Below are 14191 nucleotides of genomic sequence, written 5' to 3' on the forward strand. Positions count from 1 at the left end.
CGGGGCGGGCGGCGAGGCTAGCGGCTGTTCAGGTAGGCGAGCACGGCCAGCACCCGCCGGTTGTCGTCGTCGGACGGCGCGAGGCCGAGCTTGCCGAAGATGGAGGCCGTGTGCTTGGCCACGGCGCTCTCGCTGAGATAGAGGCGCTGGGAGATGGCCGCGTTGGACCGGCCCTCCGCCATGGCCTCCAGCACCTCCCGCTCGCGGGGCGTCAGCGCGGCCAGCGGCTCGTCCCTGGCGTTGCTGGCCAGCAGCTTGGCGATCACCTCGGGGTCCATGGCCGTGCCGCCCGCGGCGACCCGGTGTACGGCGTCGATGAACTGCTCGGCGTTGAAGACGCGGTCCTTCAGCAGATAGCCGATCCCGCCCGAGCCGTCGGCGAGCAGTTCGCGGGCGTAGAGCTGCTCGACGTGCTGGGACAGCACCAGGATCGGCAGGCCGGGCACCTTCTCCCTGGCCGCGAGGGCGGCCTTCAGGCCCTCGTCGGTGAACGTGGGCGGCAGGCGTACATCGACGATGGAGACGTCGGGGCGCAGCTCCACCAGGCCCTTGAGCAGCTCGGGCCCGCTCTCCACGGCTGCGACGACCATGAAGCCGTGGGCTTGGAGCAGGTGGACCAGCCCGTCTCTGAGCAGGTAGAGGTCTTCGGCGACGAGAACACGGTTTGTCATCAGCACAACACCTTGGCCGCCGGCTTGCCGGTGAGCAAGCGCTCGCGGTTGTGGGCGGCCGGGATCCGGATGGCCAGGACGTGCATGATGAGGCCCAACGTGATCATGCCCACGATGGTGGGCCACTGCCAGATCTCGGGCAGGTAGAGCGCGAGGAACCAGGACTTCTGCTCGACCTCCAGGACTTTCATGACGCCCGCCACGACCCCCTGCGGCATCGTCGGGCACCAGGCCGTCGCCCACAACATGACGACCGCCACCGTCTTCCAGCGCGGCAGCTTGTTCAGGTCGCCCGCCCAGTGCTCGGGCAGCACCCGGGGCATCTCCATCGTCACGGTGGTGGGCCCGCCCGGCGGGCTGTTGAGGGCGAGCACGCCGTCGAAGGCGGCCAGGCGCCGTTCGATGCCCGACAGGCCGGTGCCCTTCGACGGGTCGGCCCCGCCCATGCCGTCGTCGGTGACCGAGACGCGCAGGTGAGCGCCGTTGGCGCTGATGTCGACCGTCGCCCTGCGGGCGTCGCCGTGCCGCGCCGCATTGGAGAGCAGCTCGCTGACCGCGAAGTAGACCGCGGCCTCCACCGGCGGGTCGGGCCGGTGCGGCAGGTCGACGTCGACGGTGACGTCCATCGGGCTGTCCATGGCGAGCGCGCGGACGGCGTCGGCCAGCCCGCGCTCGGCCAGCACCGGCGGATGGATGCCCCGGATGACCCGGCGCAGCTCCGTCAGCGTCTCGGAGGAGGCGTCCCTGGCCTTGGCCAGCAGCGCCTTGGCCGCCTTGGGGTCCTGGTCGACGAGCTGCTCGACGGCGCCCAGCGTCATGCCGATGGCCACCAGCCTGGCCTGCGTGCCGTCGTGCAGGTCGCGCTCGATCCTGCGCATCTCGGCCGCCTTGGAGTCGTTGGCCAGGTTACGGGTGCGCTTGAGGTGGCTGACCTGGCCCGCCAGGCGGCTGGCGGCGGTCGCGCCGAGCAGCAGCTCGCTCCACTGCGCGTACAGGCGCAGCCCGCGTGCGGGAAGCACGACGAACAGCGGCACCAGCAGCGGCTTCACCACCACGTCGAGCACCAGCCAGAGCAGGTCACGCCACGAGCCCGGATCGGTGAGCAGCCACTTCCACCGGTTGTTCCACGCCGGGATCCGCGGGGTCTTGTAGAGGGTGCGGTCGGAGCGGTACATGCCGTCCGCCTGCGGCACCGGGGGTGGCGGTTCCGGCAGGTACGGGGGCTCGATCTCGATGTCCGTCCATCTGCGCATCAGCCGGCGGTTCAGCTCCGCCAGGCGCCGGACCATCATCACCTGCCACGGGAGCAGGAAGACCATGCCCAGGCCGAACGTCAGCAGCAGCATGAGCCCGGTCAGAGGGATCGCGGGCACCTCGAGGACGAGGAGAGCGAGGAGCACCAGAATCCGGCCGAAGCTGCGAAGCATGCCTCTAGTCTGCGGCAACGGTGCGCCACGGTCACTGCATCTAAGTACACCCTTGGCGGGCATCCACCCGGATTCTCCCGCGCCCGCCGGCTTTCTAGCGTCGATGACATGAAAATCATCGAGGTCAGGAACCTGCGCAAGCAGTATCCGAACCACGTGGCGGTCGAGGACGTGTCCTTCGAGGTGGCGGAGGGCGAGATCTTCGGCATCCTCGGCCCGAACGGCGCGGGAAAGACCACGACCGTGGAGTGCGTCGCGGGCCTGCGGGTGCCGGACGGCGGCACCGTACAGGTGGCCGGGCTCGACCCCCGGCGCGACCGGGACGAGCTGCGTCAGGTGCTGGGCATGCAGCTGCAGAGCGCCGAGCTGCCGGAGAAGATCACGGTGTCGGAGGCCATGGACCTGTACGCCTCCTTCTACCCCGACCCCGCCGACTGGTCCGAGCTGATCGAGCGGGTCGGGCTCGGCGGCAAGCGCGACACCATGTTCAAGAAGCTCTCCGGCGGGCAGCGCCAGCGGCTGTCGGTCGCGCTCGCACTGGTCGGCAGGCCGCGCGTGGCGGTGCTGGACGAGCTGACCACCGGGCTCGACCCGCAGGCCCGCAGGGACACCTGGGAGCTGGTCGAGCAGGTACGCGCATCCGGGGTGACGATCGTGCTCGTCACGCACTTCATGGAGGAGGCCGAACGCCTCTGCGACCGGCTCGCGCTCATCGACGCCGGCAAGGTGGCCGCCATCGACACGCCGTCGGGGCTCATCGCGCAGGTGGGCGACGAGCAGCGGGTGACGTTCCGGCCGTCCGCGCCCGTCGACGACGCCGTGCTGCTCGCCCTGTCCGAGGTGCGCGACGTCACCAGGAGCGGCGACCAGGTCGTGGTGACCGGCTCGGGCAACCTCGCCCCCACCGTCACCCTGGCGCTCGCCCGGGAGCAGATCGTACCCGGAGACCTGCGCATCGAGCGGGCCACGCTCGACGACGCGTTCCTCGCGCTCACCGGAAGGAAACTCTCATGACGAAGATATTGGTCCTGGAGACCAGGCTCTATTTGCGTGACTGGCCGTCGTTGTTGTTCACGATCGGGCTGCCGGTCGGGCTGCTGCTCGTGCTGGGCCTCAGCATCCCGGTCATGACGCAGGCCGGAGAGTCGGGCGAGCGCATGGTGGACGCCCAGCTGCCCACCATGATGACGCTGCTGGCGTTGCTCACGCTCTCCTGCAGCATCGTGCCCGCGGTGCTCACCACGTACCGCGAACGGGGGGTGCTCCGGCGGATGTCCACCACGCCCGTGCATCCCGCGCGGCTGCTCGGCGTGCAACTGCTGATCAACCTGGTCGTCGGCGTGGTGTCCGCGGCCCTGCTCATCCTGGCCGCCACCGTGGTGTTCGGCGCGCCGCTGCCGGGGCGGCCGGTGGTCTTCGTGCTCGTGTTCCTGCTGGGCAGCGCCGCGCTGCTGGCCATCGGGCTGGTGATCGCCGCGCTCGCGCCGAACGGCAAGACCGCGCCCGGCATCGGGACCGTGGTCATGTTCCCGCTGATGTTCCTGGGCGGGATGTGGGTGCCGCGCGACGTCATGCCGGACGCGCTGCGCGCCGTCAGCGACTTCTCCGTGGCGGGGCCGTTCGCCCAGGCGCTCAAGGACGCCTGGGCCGGGCAGTCTCCCGAGCTCGGGCACCTCGCGGTGGTCGCCGCCGGGCTGGTGATCTTCGGTGGTCTGGCCGTATGGCTCTTCCGGTGGGAGTGAGGCTAGCGCGCGGCCCACACGGGAAGCGCGCCGGTCACGCTGGTCATCAGCGAGTAGAGCGAGGTCGAGGCCGTGATGAACAGGCGGTTGCGCTTGGGCCCGCCGAACACCAGGTTGGCGGTGAACTCCGGCAGCCTGAGCCGGCCGATCAGCGTGCCGTCGGGGTCGTAGCAGAGCACCGCCTTGCCGGCCGCGGTCCAGACGCGGCCGGTGTGGTCGAGCCGGATGCCGTCGTAGTTGTCGCTCTCGGTGCCCTCGGCGAACACCTTGCCGCCCGCGAGAGAACCGTCCTCGCGTACGTCGAACACCCGCAGGTGCCTGGCCCGCGTGTCGGCGATGTACAGCAGGCTCTCGTCCGGCGAGAAGGCCAGGCCGTTGGGCCGTACGAAGTCGTCGGCCACGACGCGGACCTCGCCCGTCACCGGGTCGGCGCGGTAGACGTGGCAGCCGTCGATCTCCTGCTCGGCCGCGTGGCCCTCGTAGTCGCTGAGGATGCCGTACGGCGGGTCGGTGAACCAGATGGAGCCGTCGGAGCGCACCACCGCGTCGTTGGGGCTGTTGAACCGCCTGCCCTGCCAGCGGTCGGCGATCACCGTGATCGAGCCGTCGTGCTCGGTGCGGGTGACCCGGCGGTTGCCGTGCTCGCAGGTGATCATCCGGCCCTCGCGGTCGAGGGTGTTGCCGTTGGAGTAGCCGGCCGGCTGCCGGAAGGTGCCGACCACGCCGGTCGTCTCGTCCCAGCGCAGCATGCGGTCGTTGGGGATGTCGCTCCAGACGAGGAACCGGCCGGCCGGGAAGTAGACCGGGCCCTCCGCCCAGCGGGTGCCGGTGTGGAGGCGTTCGACCCTGTCGTCTCCGTTGACCGCGGCGAACCGCTCGTCGAGCACGTCGAACTCAGTGGGGATCGTGTCCATCATGGCATCCACCATACGGAGTTCGGAGCTTAGGGCAAAGTGCGAGATATCATCCTGCTGTGGACGATATAGACAGAATGCTGATCGGGCTGCTCCAGGACGACGCGACGCGGTCGTACGCGATGCTCGGCAAGGCGGTGGGGTTGTCCAGCGGCGCCGCGCACGAGCGGGTGCGCAAGTTGCGCGAGCGCGGCGTCATCAGGCGCACCACGATCGAGGTCGACCAGGAGGCGATGGGGCGCGCGGTGACCGCATACGTGCTGGTCGACGGCAGCACCTGGATGGGCGACAGCGGTGACCGGCTGGCCGCGATCCCGGAGATCGAGGAGGCGCACGTCATCGCGGGTCCCGCGTCGGTGCTGCTCAAGGTGCGTACGAGCGGACCCAAGGAACTGCAGGACCTCCTGCGCCGGGTCTTCCAGGTGGACGGGGTGACCGGCACCCAGACGGTCGTCGTCCTGGAGACGCTCTTCGAACGGACCCTCAAGTAAGCTCCAGGTATGACCAAGGTCGCCTGGAACACACGAGAGCTCACCGTGGGCCAGCTCGCCGAACGCAGCGGCGTCGCCGTCTCGGCCCTGCACTTCTATGAGGCCAAGGGCCTGATCACGAGCCGCCGCACGGCCGGCAACCAGCGCCGCTACACCCGCGACAGCCTGCGCAGGGTCGCTTTCATCCGGCTGGCGCAGCGCATCGGCATCCCCTTGAAGACCATCAAGGACGCCCTCAGCCGGCTGCCCGACGAACGCACCCCCACCCGCGACGACTGGGCCCAATTGTCGGCCGCCTGGCGGGGCGAGCTCGACGACCGCATCGAGCAGCTCCAGCGGCTGCGCGACGACCTCACCGACTGCATCGGGTGCGGCTGCCTGTCGCTGGACCGGTGCCCGGTGGCCAACCCGTACGATCGGCTCGGCGACGAGGGGCCGGGCGCGCGGCGCATCGACACCCGGCTGTGCCCTCCGCACCCGTCCTGCTGCGTCCCGCCGGCCGAGGTGCCCTGAGCCCCTACGACGGGTCCTTCTGCGGCGGGACCGGCGGGACGATGAGCGTGGGCCGGCCCGCGTGGTGCAGCACGTGGTTGGAGACGCTGCCGAGCAGCACCGACCTGACCCCTGCCAGGCCGCGCGAGCCGGTGACGACGAGCGAGGCGTCGACCTCGTCCGCCACGTCCACGATCTTCTTCCAGATCGACTCGTTGTCGGCCACCGCCCGGTAGGTGACGTCGGACATCCCGCCCGCGATCGCGAGCTCCGCCCCCTCCCTGGCGTGCTGCTCGGCCTGCGCGTGAGCCTCGTCCTCGGCTCCCGCGTCGAACGCCGCCGCGGCCAGCGGAAACCTCCTGATCTGTACGAGCAGCGGCTCCCACACCGTGACGACGACGGCAGGCTCGGCGGTCAGGTGCTTGGCCGCGAACTCGATGGCGGCGCGCGCGTCGGCCGAGCCGTCGTAGGCGACGAGGATGGTCATGGCGTTCTTCCCTTCGCTCTTCGGCAGAGCACCGAAGCTCCACCGGTGAAGCACCGGAGCGATCAGGCGCCATTCCGGTGACCGCTGTCTGCTTGGTCACACCATTGCCTAAAACCTTTAGGCCCATGCCTTATGGTTGTCGGCTAACAGGAGGAAGCTTATGGTGAGAGCAGGGCTGACCCCCGAACGGCTGACCCGGGCGGGGGCGGAGCTGGCCGACGAGGTCGGCTTCGACCAGGTGACCGTTTCGGCGCTGGCCCGGCGGTTCGACGTCAAGGTCGCGAGCCTCTACTCGCACCTGAAGGGCTCCCACGACCTCAAGACCAGGATCGCCCTGTTCGCCCTGGAGGAGCTCGCCGACCGGGTGGCCGCCGCCCTGGCCGGACGGGCCGGCAAGGACGCCCTGGCCGCGTTCGCCGACGCCTACCGTGACTACGCCCGCGAGCACCCCGGCCGCTACGCCGCCGCCCGGCTCCGGCTCGACCCGGAGACGGCGGCCGCCGGCGCCGGCGTACGCCACTCGCAGATGACGCGGGCGATCCTGCGCGGCTACGACCTGAGCGAGCCGGACCAGACGCACGCGGTCCGGATGCTGGGCAGCGTCTTCCACGGCTACGTCAGCCTGGAGGAGGCCGGAGGCTTCAGCCACACTCCCGTCGACCCGCAGGAATCCTGGGCCTGGGTTGTGGACTCCCTCGACCTCCTCCTACGGAGCCTGTCCGCGGACCGTAGCCGATGACCATCTTGACCACCTCTACCGACAGGCGGAGACCATGACCACCCGACACGACCTGATCACCACGCCTGTCACCGCGGAGCTGTTGCGCGGCGCACTCGACGTGGAGACGACCCCGCACGGCCTGCTGCCGCATCGGCTGACCGCGTGGGCACGCCGGCAGATCCCCGACGACCGGCTGGCCACGGCCGAGGCCCAGCCCTCCGGCGTACGGCTGGCCTTCCGCACCCGCGCCACCGCGATCGAGCTGGACACCCTACCCACCAAGCGGGTCTTCCAGGGTTTCCCGCCCCCGGCCGACGGCGTCTACGACCTGCTGGCCGACGGCCGGCTCGCCGCCCAGGCCACCGTGGCGTGCGGCCGGGTCCGTACGATCACCGACATGGTCACCCAGTCGGCCGAGGTGCGCGAGGGGCCGGCCGGCACCGCCCGGTTCACCGATCTGCCGGCGGGCGACAAGGACATCGAGATCTGGCTCCCGCACACGGAGGTCACCGAGCTGATCGCCCTGCGCACCGACGCCCCGGTCGAGCCGGCGCGAGACAGCGGGCGCAGGGTGTGGCTGCACCACGGCAGTTCCATCAGCCACGGCTCGAACGCCACCCACCCGACCGCGACCTGGCCTGCCCTGGCGGCCGCCCAGGGCGAAGCGGAGCTGGTCAACCTGGGGTTCGGTGGCAGCGCGCTGCTCGACCCGTTCACCGCCCGCGCGATGCGCGACACCTCCGCCGACCTGATCAGCGTCAAGCTCGGCATCAATGTCGTCAACGGCGACGTGATGCGGCTGCGCGCCTTCACCCCCGCGGTCCACGGCTTCCTGGACACCATCCGCGAAGGGCATCCGACCACTCCGCTCCTGGTCGTCTCCCCCATCCTGTGCCCGGTGCAGGAGGACACCCCCGGCCCGCTCGCGCCCGACTACGACGGCGTGACCCTGCGATTCAAGGCCACGGGCGACCCGGCCGAGCGCGCCGCCGGGCGCCTGACCCTGAACATCGTCCGCGACGAACTCGCGCGGATCGTCGACCAACGTACGGCCGACGACCCGAACCTGCACTACCTCGACGGCCGTGCCCTCTACGGCGAGAACGACCACGCCGAGTTCCCCCTGCCCGACGAGGTCCACCCCGATCCCGCGGCGCACCGCCGCATCGGCGAGAACTTCGCGCGGCTCGTCTTCGGCGACGGCGGCCCCTTCGCCGCGAAGACCGGCTGACGGCCGCGCCGGCCCGGCCGCGCGGCCACTGGCGGGTCGCTAGTGCTGGGCCATGTCGACGAACCGGCTGTAGTGGCCCTGGAACGCCACCGTCACGGTGGCGGTGGGGCCGTTACGGTGCTTGGCCACGATCAGGTCGGCCTCGCCCGCCCTGGGCGACTCGCGTTCGTAGGCGTCTTCCCGGTGCAGAAGGATCACCATGTCGGCATCCTGCTCGATAGAACCACTTTCGCGCAGATCGCTCACTTGAGGGCGTTTGTCGGTGCGTTGTTCGGGGCCTCGGTTGAGCTGGGAGATCGCGATGACGGGGACCTCCAGCTCCTTGGCCAGCAGCTTGATGGCACGGGAGATCTCGGAGACCTCGTTCTGGCGGCTCTCGACCCTCTTCGGCGAGCTCATCAGCTGGAGGTAGTCGATGACCACGAACCTCAGGTCGTTACGCTGCTTGAGCCGCCGGCACTTGGCCCGGATCTCCATCATCGACATGTTGGGCGAGTCGTCGATGAACAACGGCGCCTCCGCCACCTCGCTCATGCGGCGGGCCAGACGGGTCCAGTCGTCGTCGCCCATCATGCCGGAGCGCATGGCGTGCAGCGCCACGCGGGCCTCGGCGGACAGCAGACGCATGGTGATCTCGTTGCGGGACATCTCCAGCGAGAAGATGACCGTGGTCATCCCATGCTTAATAGCTGCAGACCGGGCGAAGTCCAGACCGAGCGTGCTGTTGTGCGTCGGTATACATGATCTGCTCGCAAGGTACATGTGGTCGGCGTTGTCCACTTCAACACATCGGACGGGGCGCGATGGGACAGGGCGGACGTCGACGATGTAGCGGACCAGCGTGGTCGGGTGTGCCGCGCCGACCTGCCTGGACGCCTTGCGGGACAGCCGGAAGACCTTGTCAGAAGTGGTGAAGTTGATCATGTAGTAGGTGGAGGAGTCCTCGGTCCTGCCCTTGACCGGCTTCGTCCGCATGGTGGCCTTATAGCCGAGGCTCAGGATGAGCTCGAGGGCGTCATGGGCGAGCCTTCGGTTCGTCAGCGCGAGCTGGATCTGCCCGGCTGCGCTGACATAACCGTCAGTGTCGAGCAGGCCGGCCAGCAGTTCACGCCTCTGCTGCTCCGACCCACGCAGGTAGACCCGCGGGATGTGCTTGTCACGGAGGACTCCGAGCGTACGCAGGATGCCCTGAACGGTGCCATGACTCCTGTGGCACTCCTGACAACGTCGCAGGCCGCTCGTAGGCCGATCACAATCAGAACACGTCGGTGCCACCACGGGCGCTGAGACGAATCGCGCCTCGCCTCCACAGGTGCGGCCGCACGTGCGCACCTCGGCAGTCCGCGGAACGAACGTGGAACCGCACACCACGCAGGCACGGACGCCGACGGGCCCCGGCTCGGGAAGACTCATGCGATAGGTGATGGTGGAGCCCGCTCGCGTGATGCGCAGCCCTTCGGCCCTCAGAGTGGCGATGATCTCCGGGTCGGTCGTGGTGAAGCGTGCCGCCGCGCTCTCGCCGTCACCGAGCCAGACTCCGAGCGCGTACGGCGGCAGCGGCACCTCCTGTGGCGCGAGGTCGAAGGGCGCCGCGACCGCCACCGCGTGGTTGGGCCGGTTGTCAGACGCACAGCGCAAGGAAGCCGCGAGCTCCTCAGTGGTGACCACGCTCTCTGCCGTCAGGGCTGCGTTCTTCGGCGTCGTGACCCGCGCATAGAGGGCTCCGAAAAGCTGCGCCGCCGGATAGGCCGGGAGGTGTCGTACGTAGTCGGTGCGGATCGGCCCACCCACGCGGGCAGGAATCTTGCCGACGCACCGGATCTCCTTCTGCACCGTGTGCAGGACATGGCGGAATTCCTCCCCCACGAGCGCAAGCGCCTCGCGGTGAGTGACCGGCTTGTCAGCCTCGGTACAAGCCGACCGGCAAGCTTCTTCCACCCGCCGCACCGCTGCGTCGGACCAGTAGAGAGCGCGGCCGGCGTGCGCGGCCCGCCTGGACGCACGGGTGGTGGTGCGCCACTGATGCTGCGCGTCCGCGACGATCACGGTGCCGTCGCCGAACTCCACCTCATAGCACGGCCGGGCGTAGATGATGTCCGTTGCGGCGACCACCCGCGTCGGGCATCCGTCGGCTCCGATCAGCTGATCGCCGACCTTGACCTCACCCATCGTCGTCCAGCCCGTAGGCGTGGGCAGCGGGGTGTCGAGCGCGAGCGCCTTTCCGATGGCCGGGCGGGCGGCCACGACGATCATCTGCCCGGGGTGGAGGCCGTTGGTGAGCTGGTCGAGGTCCTGGAAGCCGGTGGGCACGCCGACCATCTGGCCGCCGCGGCTGCCGATGGCCTCCAGCTCGTCGAGCGCGCCGGGCATGATGTCGGCCAGCGGCGCGTAGTCCTCCGACGTGCGGCGCTCGGTGACCTTGTAGATCTCGGCCTGGGCGCGGTCGACGAGGTCGTCGACCTCTTCGTTCTGGCCGCCGAAGCCGTAGGAGACGATGCGGGTGCCGGCCTCGATGAGGCGGCGCAGGATCGCCTGCTCCCGGACGATCTTCGCGTAGTAGCCGGCGTTGGCGGCGGTGGGGACGACGGCCGTGAGCGTGTGAAGGTAGGCGGCGCCGCCGACCCTGGCCATCTCGCCGCGTTTTTGCAGCTCGTCGAAGACGGTGACGGCGTCGGCCGGCTCGCCCCGGCCGTAGAGGTCGGTGATGACGTCGTAGACCATCTGGTGCGCGGGACGGTAGAAGTCGTCGGAACGCAGGATCTCGACGACGTCGGCGATGGCGTCCTTCGACAGGAGCATGCCGCCCAGCACCGACTGCTCCGCGTCGATGTTGTGCGGCGGGGTGCGCTCGAAACCTGGGCCTGCGCCACCGGTCTCTTCGTCGATGCTCATCGCGCCCCCTCAACCTCGCAGGCGGTCGCACCACCCCCACTTGTAGTCGACCGGTCTGACAGTTTCTCGGAGTCGCGGTCAGTCGGCAACGTGGCCTGTGGACAACGTTGTGGTCAAGCTGTGCACTAACGCCCCCAGCCTGTGAAAGGCCTGTGGACGTGACTGTGGATAACTCTTTCACGTCTCCACCGAAGCCGCCCCGACCTGCACAAACACTGTCCACCGACTGTGGAGGGAAGAAAGTTTTCCCGACATGCCGTGTAAGGGCCATAATGGAGCAATGCCCATTACCACCAGAGACCGGGAGATTCTGCGGCTGGCCGTGCCCGCGTTCGGCGCACTGGTCGCCGAACCGCTGTTCCTGCTGGCCGACTACGCCATCGTGGGACACGGCCTGGGCACCACGGCGGTGGGCGCGCTGGGGGTGGCGGGCGCGGTCCTCACCACGCTGGTCAACCTCTGCGTGTTCCTCGCGTACGGCACCACGGCCTCCGTGGCGCGCCAGAGCGGCGCCGGCAACCACGATCGGGCCATGCGCAGCGGCGTGGACGGGATCTGGCTGGCGCTAGGCATCGGCGTGGCGCTCATCGCCGTGTGCTGGCCGCTCGCGCCGGCCATCGTGGAGGTGTTCGGGGCGGCACAGGAGCAGAGCGCGCAGGCGGTGACGTACCTGCGGATCAGCCTGCTCGGCGCGCCCGGGATGCTGGTCGTGCTGGCGGGTACCGGCGTGCTGCGCGGGCTGCAGGACACGGTGACGCCGCTGGTGGTGGCCGTGGGCTCGTTCGCGCTGAACGCGGCGCTCAACGCGTGGTTCGTGCTGGGCCTGGGGTGGGGCATCGCCGGATCGGCCTGGGGCACGGTGCTGGCGCAGACGCTGGGCGCCGCCGTCTACCTCGTCGTGGTGGTCAGAGGGGCGCGGCGGCTCGGCACGGCGCTGACGCCCCGCCGCGAAGGGCTCAGGCAGGCGGGCACTGCGGGGTTCGCGCTGCTCATCCGTACGCTGTGCCTGCGGGCGGTACTGCTGGTGGCCACCATGGTCGCCACCAGGATGGGCCAGGCCGAGCTGGCCGCGTTCGCCATCGCCACCCAGGTCTGGACGCTGCTCGCCTTCGCCCTCGACGCCATCGCCATCGCCGGGCAGGCCATCACGGGGCGTTCGCTCGGCGCCGGCGACGTCGCCGCCACCAGGGACGCCACCAGGCGCATGGTCCAGTGGGGAATCGGGTCGGGCATCGTGCTCGGCGGGCTCGTGCTCGCGGCGCGGCCGCTGCTCCCCGGGCTGTTCGACGCCGATCCCGCGGTCACCGGGCTGCTGCTGGCCGTGTTGTGGCCGGTGGCGCTGTTCCAGCCGGTGTGCGGGGTGGTGTTCGTGCTGGACGGCGTGCTGATCGGCGCGGGCGACCAGCGCTACCTCGCGTGGGCGGGGGTGTGGACGACGCTGGCCTACCTGCCGGCCGCCCTCCTCGCCACCGGTTTCGGCGTGGTCGCTCTCTGGTGCGCGCTCGGGGTGTGGATGGTCGCCCGCCTGATCACCCTGGTACGCCGGGCCGCCGGCACTGCCTGGCTGGTGACCGGGGCGTGACCTGCCCGTGCTTGCCGTCGTCCACGTGGTGAGACATGGTGGGCGAGGTCCCCAAGGGGTGTTCCGTGTCCACGATTCTGCGACGACTGCCACCTTCTGAGGCGCGCGGGCTGCGCACCGGCGCCCGGCACAGCCTGGCCGAGGTCTACCGCCCGGCCGATCTCGTGGTGCTCGGGTTCGGCGTGATGATCGGCGCGGGCATCTTCAGCATCGCCGGCCGGCAGGCCGCCACCACGGCGGGCCCCGGCGTGATCCTGTCGTTCATGATCGCGGGAATCGCGTGCCTGCTCGCCTGCCTGTGCTACGCCGAACTGGCGTCCACGATGCCGGCCTCGGGCAGCGCCTACACCTTCACGTACGTCATCTTCGGCGAGGTATGGGCGTGGATCATCGGCTGGGCGCTGATCCTGGAGCTGCAGTTCGCCGCGGCCGTGGTGGCCAGGGCGTGGGCCGCGATCACGGTCGGGGCCGTCACCGCCTTCGGCGTGCGCGTGGCGAACCCCGAACTCGTCGGCGACGTGCTGGTGCTGGTGATCCTGCTGGCGCTCACCGGCATCGTGGCGCTCGGTGCGCGGGTCGGGCTGCGGGCACTGTGGATCATGGTGTCGGCCAAGCTGGTGGCCGTGGGCGCGGTGATCGTGGTCGGCCTGACCCAGGTCGACGTGGCGAACATCGGCGAGTTCTACGTGCCGCCCAAGTCGCTGCCGACCCCGCCGGCCACCGTGCTGGAGATCGTGGTCGGCGAGAGCCAGGCGTTCGGCTGGTTCGGCATCTTCGCGGCGGCCTCGGCCATCGCGTTCGCGTACATCGGGTTCGACGTGGTCGCCACCGCGGCCGAGGAGACCGTCAACGCCTCCAGGGCCGTGCCCAGAGGCATGATCCGCAGCCTGGTGCTCACCACGGTCATCTACCTCGCGGTCGCCCTCGTCATGGTGGGCATGGTGTCGTACACGCGGATCTCGGTGGAGGCGCCGCTGTCCAGCGCGTTCCGTGCGGCGGGGGTCGACTGGATGGTGCACGTCATCGACGTGGGCGCGGTGCTCGGCCTGACGACCGTGATCCTGGTGCTGATCGTGGGGCAGACGCGGGTGCTGTTCTCGATGGCCCGCGACGGGCTGATCCCCCGAGGGCTGGCGTCGGTCAGCCGCCGCTACCACACGCCCACCAGGGTGACGCTGCTGATCGGCCTGGTGGCGCTCGTACTGGCCGAGTTCGTGCCGGTGCTCACGATGCAGGAACTCGTCGTGATCGGCGCGCTCTTCGCGTTCCTGTTCGTCTCGGCGGGCGTGATCGTCATGCGGCGGCGCATGCCCGGCCTCGAACGCGGCTTCCAGGTGCCGCTCTCACCCGTGCTGCCCGCGCTCTCGCTGGTCGCCACCCTCTGGCTCATGGTCAACCTGCGGGTGCTGACCTGGGCCTGGTTCATCCTGTGGATGGCCTTCGGCCTGCTGGTCTACCTCGTGTACGGCCGCCGCCACAGCATGCTGGCCCGCCCCCGCGACCCGGTCGAGCCGCCCCGCGGACGGCACCGGCGCTGAGTC

At 70.0% G+C, this 14191-nt stretch carries 13 protein-coding genes; 8 read left to right on the forward strand and 5 right to left on the reverse strand.

Going from position 1 to position 14191, the window contains the following annotated elements:
* Positions 1-17 precede the first annotated feature (17 nt).
* Positions 18-671: a response regulator gene (locus E1295_RS17550; RefSeq protein WP_132631384.1), complete on the reverse strand. Its 654-nt coding sequence runs from the start codon at positions 669-671 to the stop codon at positions 18-20.
* Positions 671-2098, reverse strand: coding sequence for a sensor histidine kinase (locus tag E1295_RS17555; protein ID WP_220448767.1), 1428 nt, complete (start codon positions 2096-2098; stop codon positions 671-673). The genes E1295_RS17550 and E1295_RS17555 overlap by 1 nt, the downstream gene beginning before the upstream one ends.
* Positions 2099-2206: 108 nt before the next feature.
* On the opposite strand from E1295_RS17555, the gene E1295_RS17560 reads away from it, so the two are divergent.
* Positions 2207-3112 (forward strand): ABC transporter ATP-binding protein, encoded by a 906-nt coding sequence (locus E1295_RS17560; RefSeq protein WP_132631386.1) that lies wholly within the window; start codon positions 2207-2209, stop codon positions 3110-3112.
* On the forward strand, positions 3109-3840 hold the full coding sequence (locus E1295_RS17565; protein ID WP_132631387.1) for an ABC transporter permease: 732 nt from the start codon (positions 3109-3111) through the stop codon (positions 3838-3840). The genes E1295_RS17560 and E1295_RS17565 overlap by 4 nt, the downstream gene beginning before the upstream one ends.
* Before the next feature lie 2 nt (positions 3841-3842).
* On the opposite strand, the gene E1295_RS17570 is transcribed toward E1295_RS17565, so the two are convergent.
* Positions 3843-4757, reverse strand: coding sequence for an SMP-30/gluconolactonase/LRE family protein (locus E1295_RS17570; RefSeq protein ID WP_246080107.1), 915 nt, complete (start codon positions 4755-4757; stop codon positions 3843-3845).
* A gap of 56 nt (positions 4758-4813) precedes the next feature.
* Between E1295_RS17570 and E1295_RS17575 the strand changes: the two genes are divergently transcribed.
* Positions 4814-5245, forward strand: coding sequence for an Lrp/AsnC family transcriptional regulator (locus tag E1295_RS17575; protein ID WP_220448768.1), 432 nt, complete (start codon positions 4814-4816; stop codon positions 5243-5245).
* Positions 5246-5254: 9 nt separating this feature from the next.
* Positions 5255-5758, forward strand: a complete 504-nt coding sequence (gene soxR / locus E1295_RS17580; RefSeq protein WP_132631388.1) for a redox-sensitive transcriptional activator SoxR — start codon at positions 5255-5257, stop codon at positions 5756-5758.
* Between the two features lie 4 nt (positions 5759-5762).
* On the opposite strand, the gene E1295_RS17585 is transcribed toward soxR, so the two are convergent.
* Positions 5763-6224, reverse strand: coding sequence for a universal stress protein (locus E1295_RS17585; protein ID WP_132631389.1), 462 nt, complete (start codon positions 6222-6224; stop codon positions 5763-5765).
* Positions 6225-6384: 160 nt separating this feature from the next.
* Between E1295_RS17585 and E1295_RS17590 the strand changes: the two genes are divergently transcribed.
* Both E1295_RS17590 and E1295_RS17595 read left to right on the forward strand, forming a co-directional pair.
* Positions 6385-6963, forward strand: a complete 579-nt coding sequence (locus E1295_RS17590) for a TetR/AcrR family transcriptional regulator (protein WP_132631390.1) — start codon at positions 6385-6387, stop codon at positions 6961-6963.
* Between the two features lie 34 nt (positions 6964-6997).
* Positions 6998-8176 (forward strand): GDSL-type esterase/lipase family protein, encoded by a 1179-nt coding sequence (locus tag E1295_RS17595; protein ID WP_132631391.1) that lies wholly within the window; start codon positions 6998-7000, stop codon positions 8174-8176.
* Positions 8177-8215: 39 nt separating this feature from the next.
* Here the strand turns inward: E1295_RS17595 and dnaB are convergent, their stop codons facing one another.
* Entirely contained in the window at positions 8216-11068 is a 2853-nt protein-coding gene (gene dnaB / locus E1295_RS17600) for a replicative DNA helicase (protein ID WP_132631392.1), read from the reverse strand.
* Positions 11069-11348: 280 nt separating this feature from the next.
* Between dnaB and E1295_RS17605 the strand changes: the two genes are divergently transcribed.
* Both E1295_RS17605 and E1295_RS17610 read left to right on the forward strand, forming a co-directional pair.
* Positions 11349-12650 carry an MATE family efflux transporter gene (locus tag E1295_RS17605; protein ID WP_132631393.1) on the forward strand — a complete coding sequence of 434 codons (1302 nt, stop codon included), beginning with the start codon at positions 11349-11351 and terminating at the stop codon, positions 12648-12650.
* Between the two features lie 65 nt (positions 12651-12715).
* Entirely contained in the window at positions 12716-14188 is a 1473-nt protein-coding gene (locus tag E1295_RS17610; RefSeq protein ID WP_246080108.1) for an APC family permease, read from the forward strand.
* Positions 14189-14191 lie beyond the last annotated feature (3 nt).

The organism is Nonomuraea mesophila, assembly GCF_004352805.1.
Classification (GTDB): Bacteria; Actinomycetota; Actinomycetes; order Streptosporangiales; family Streptosporangiaceae; genus Nonomuraea; species Nonomuraea longispora.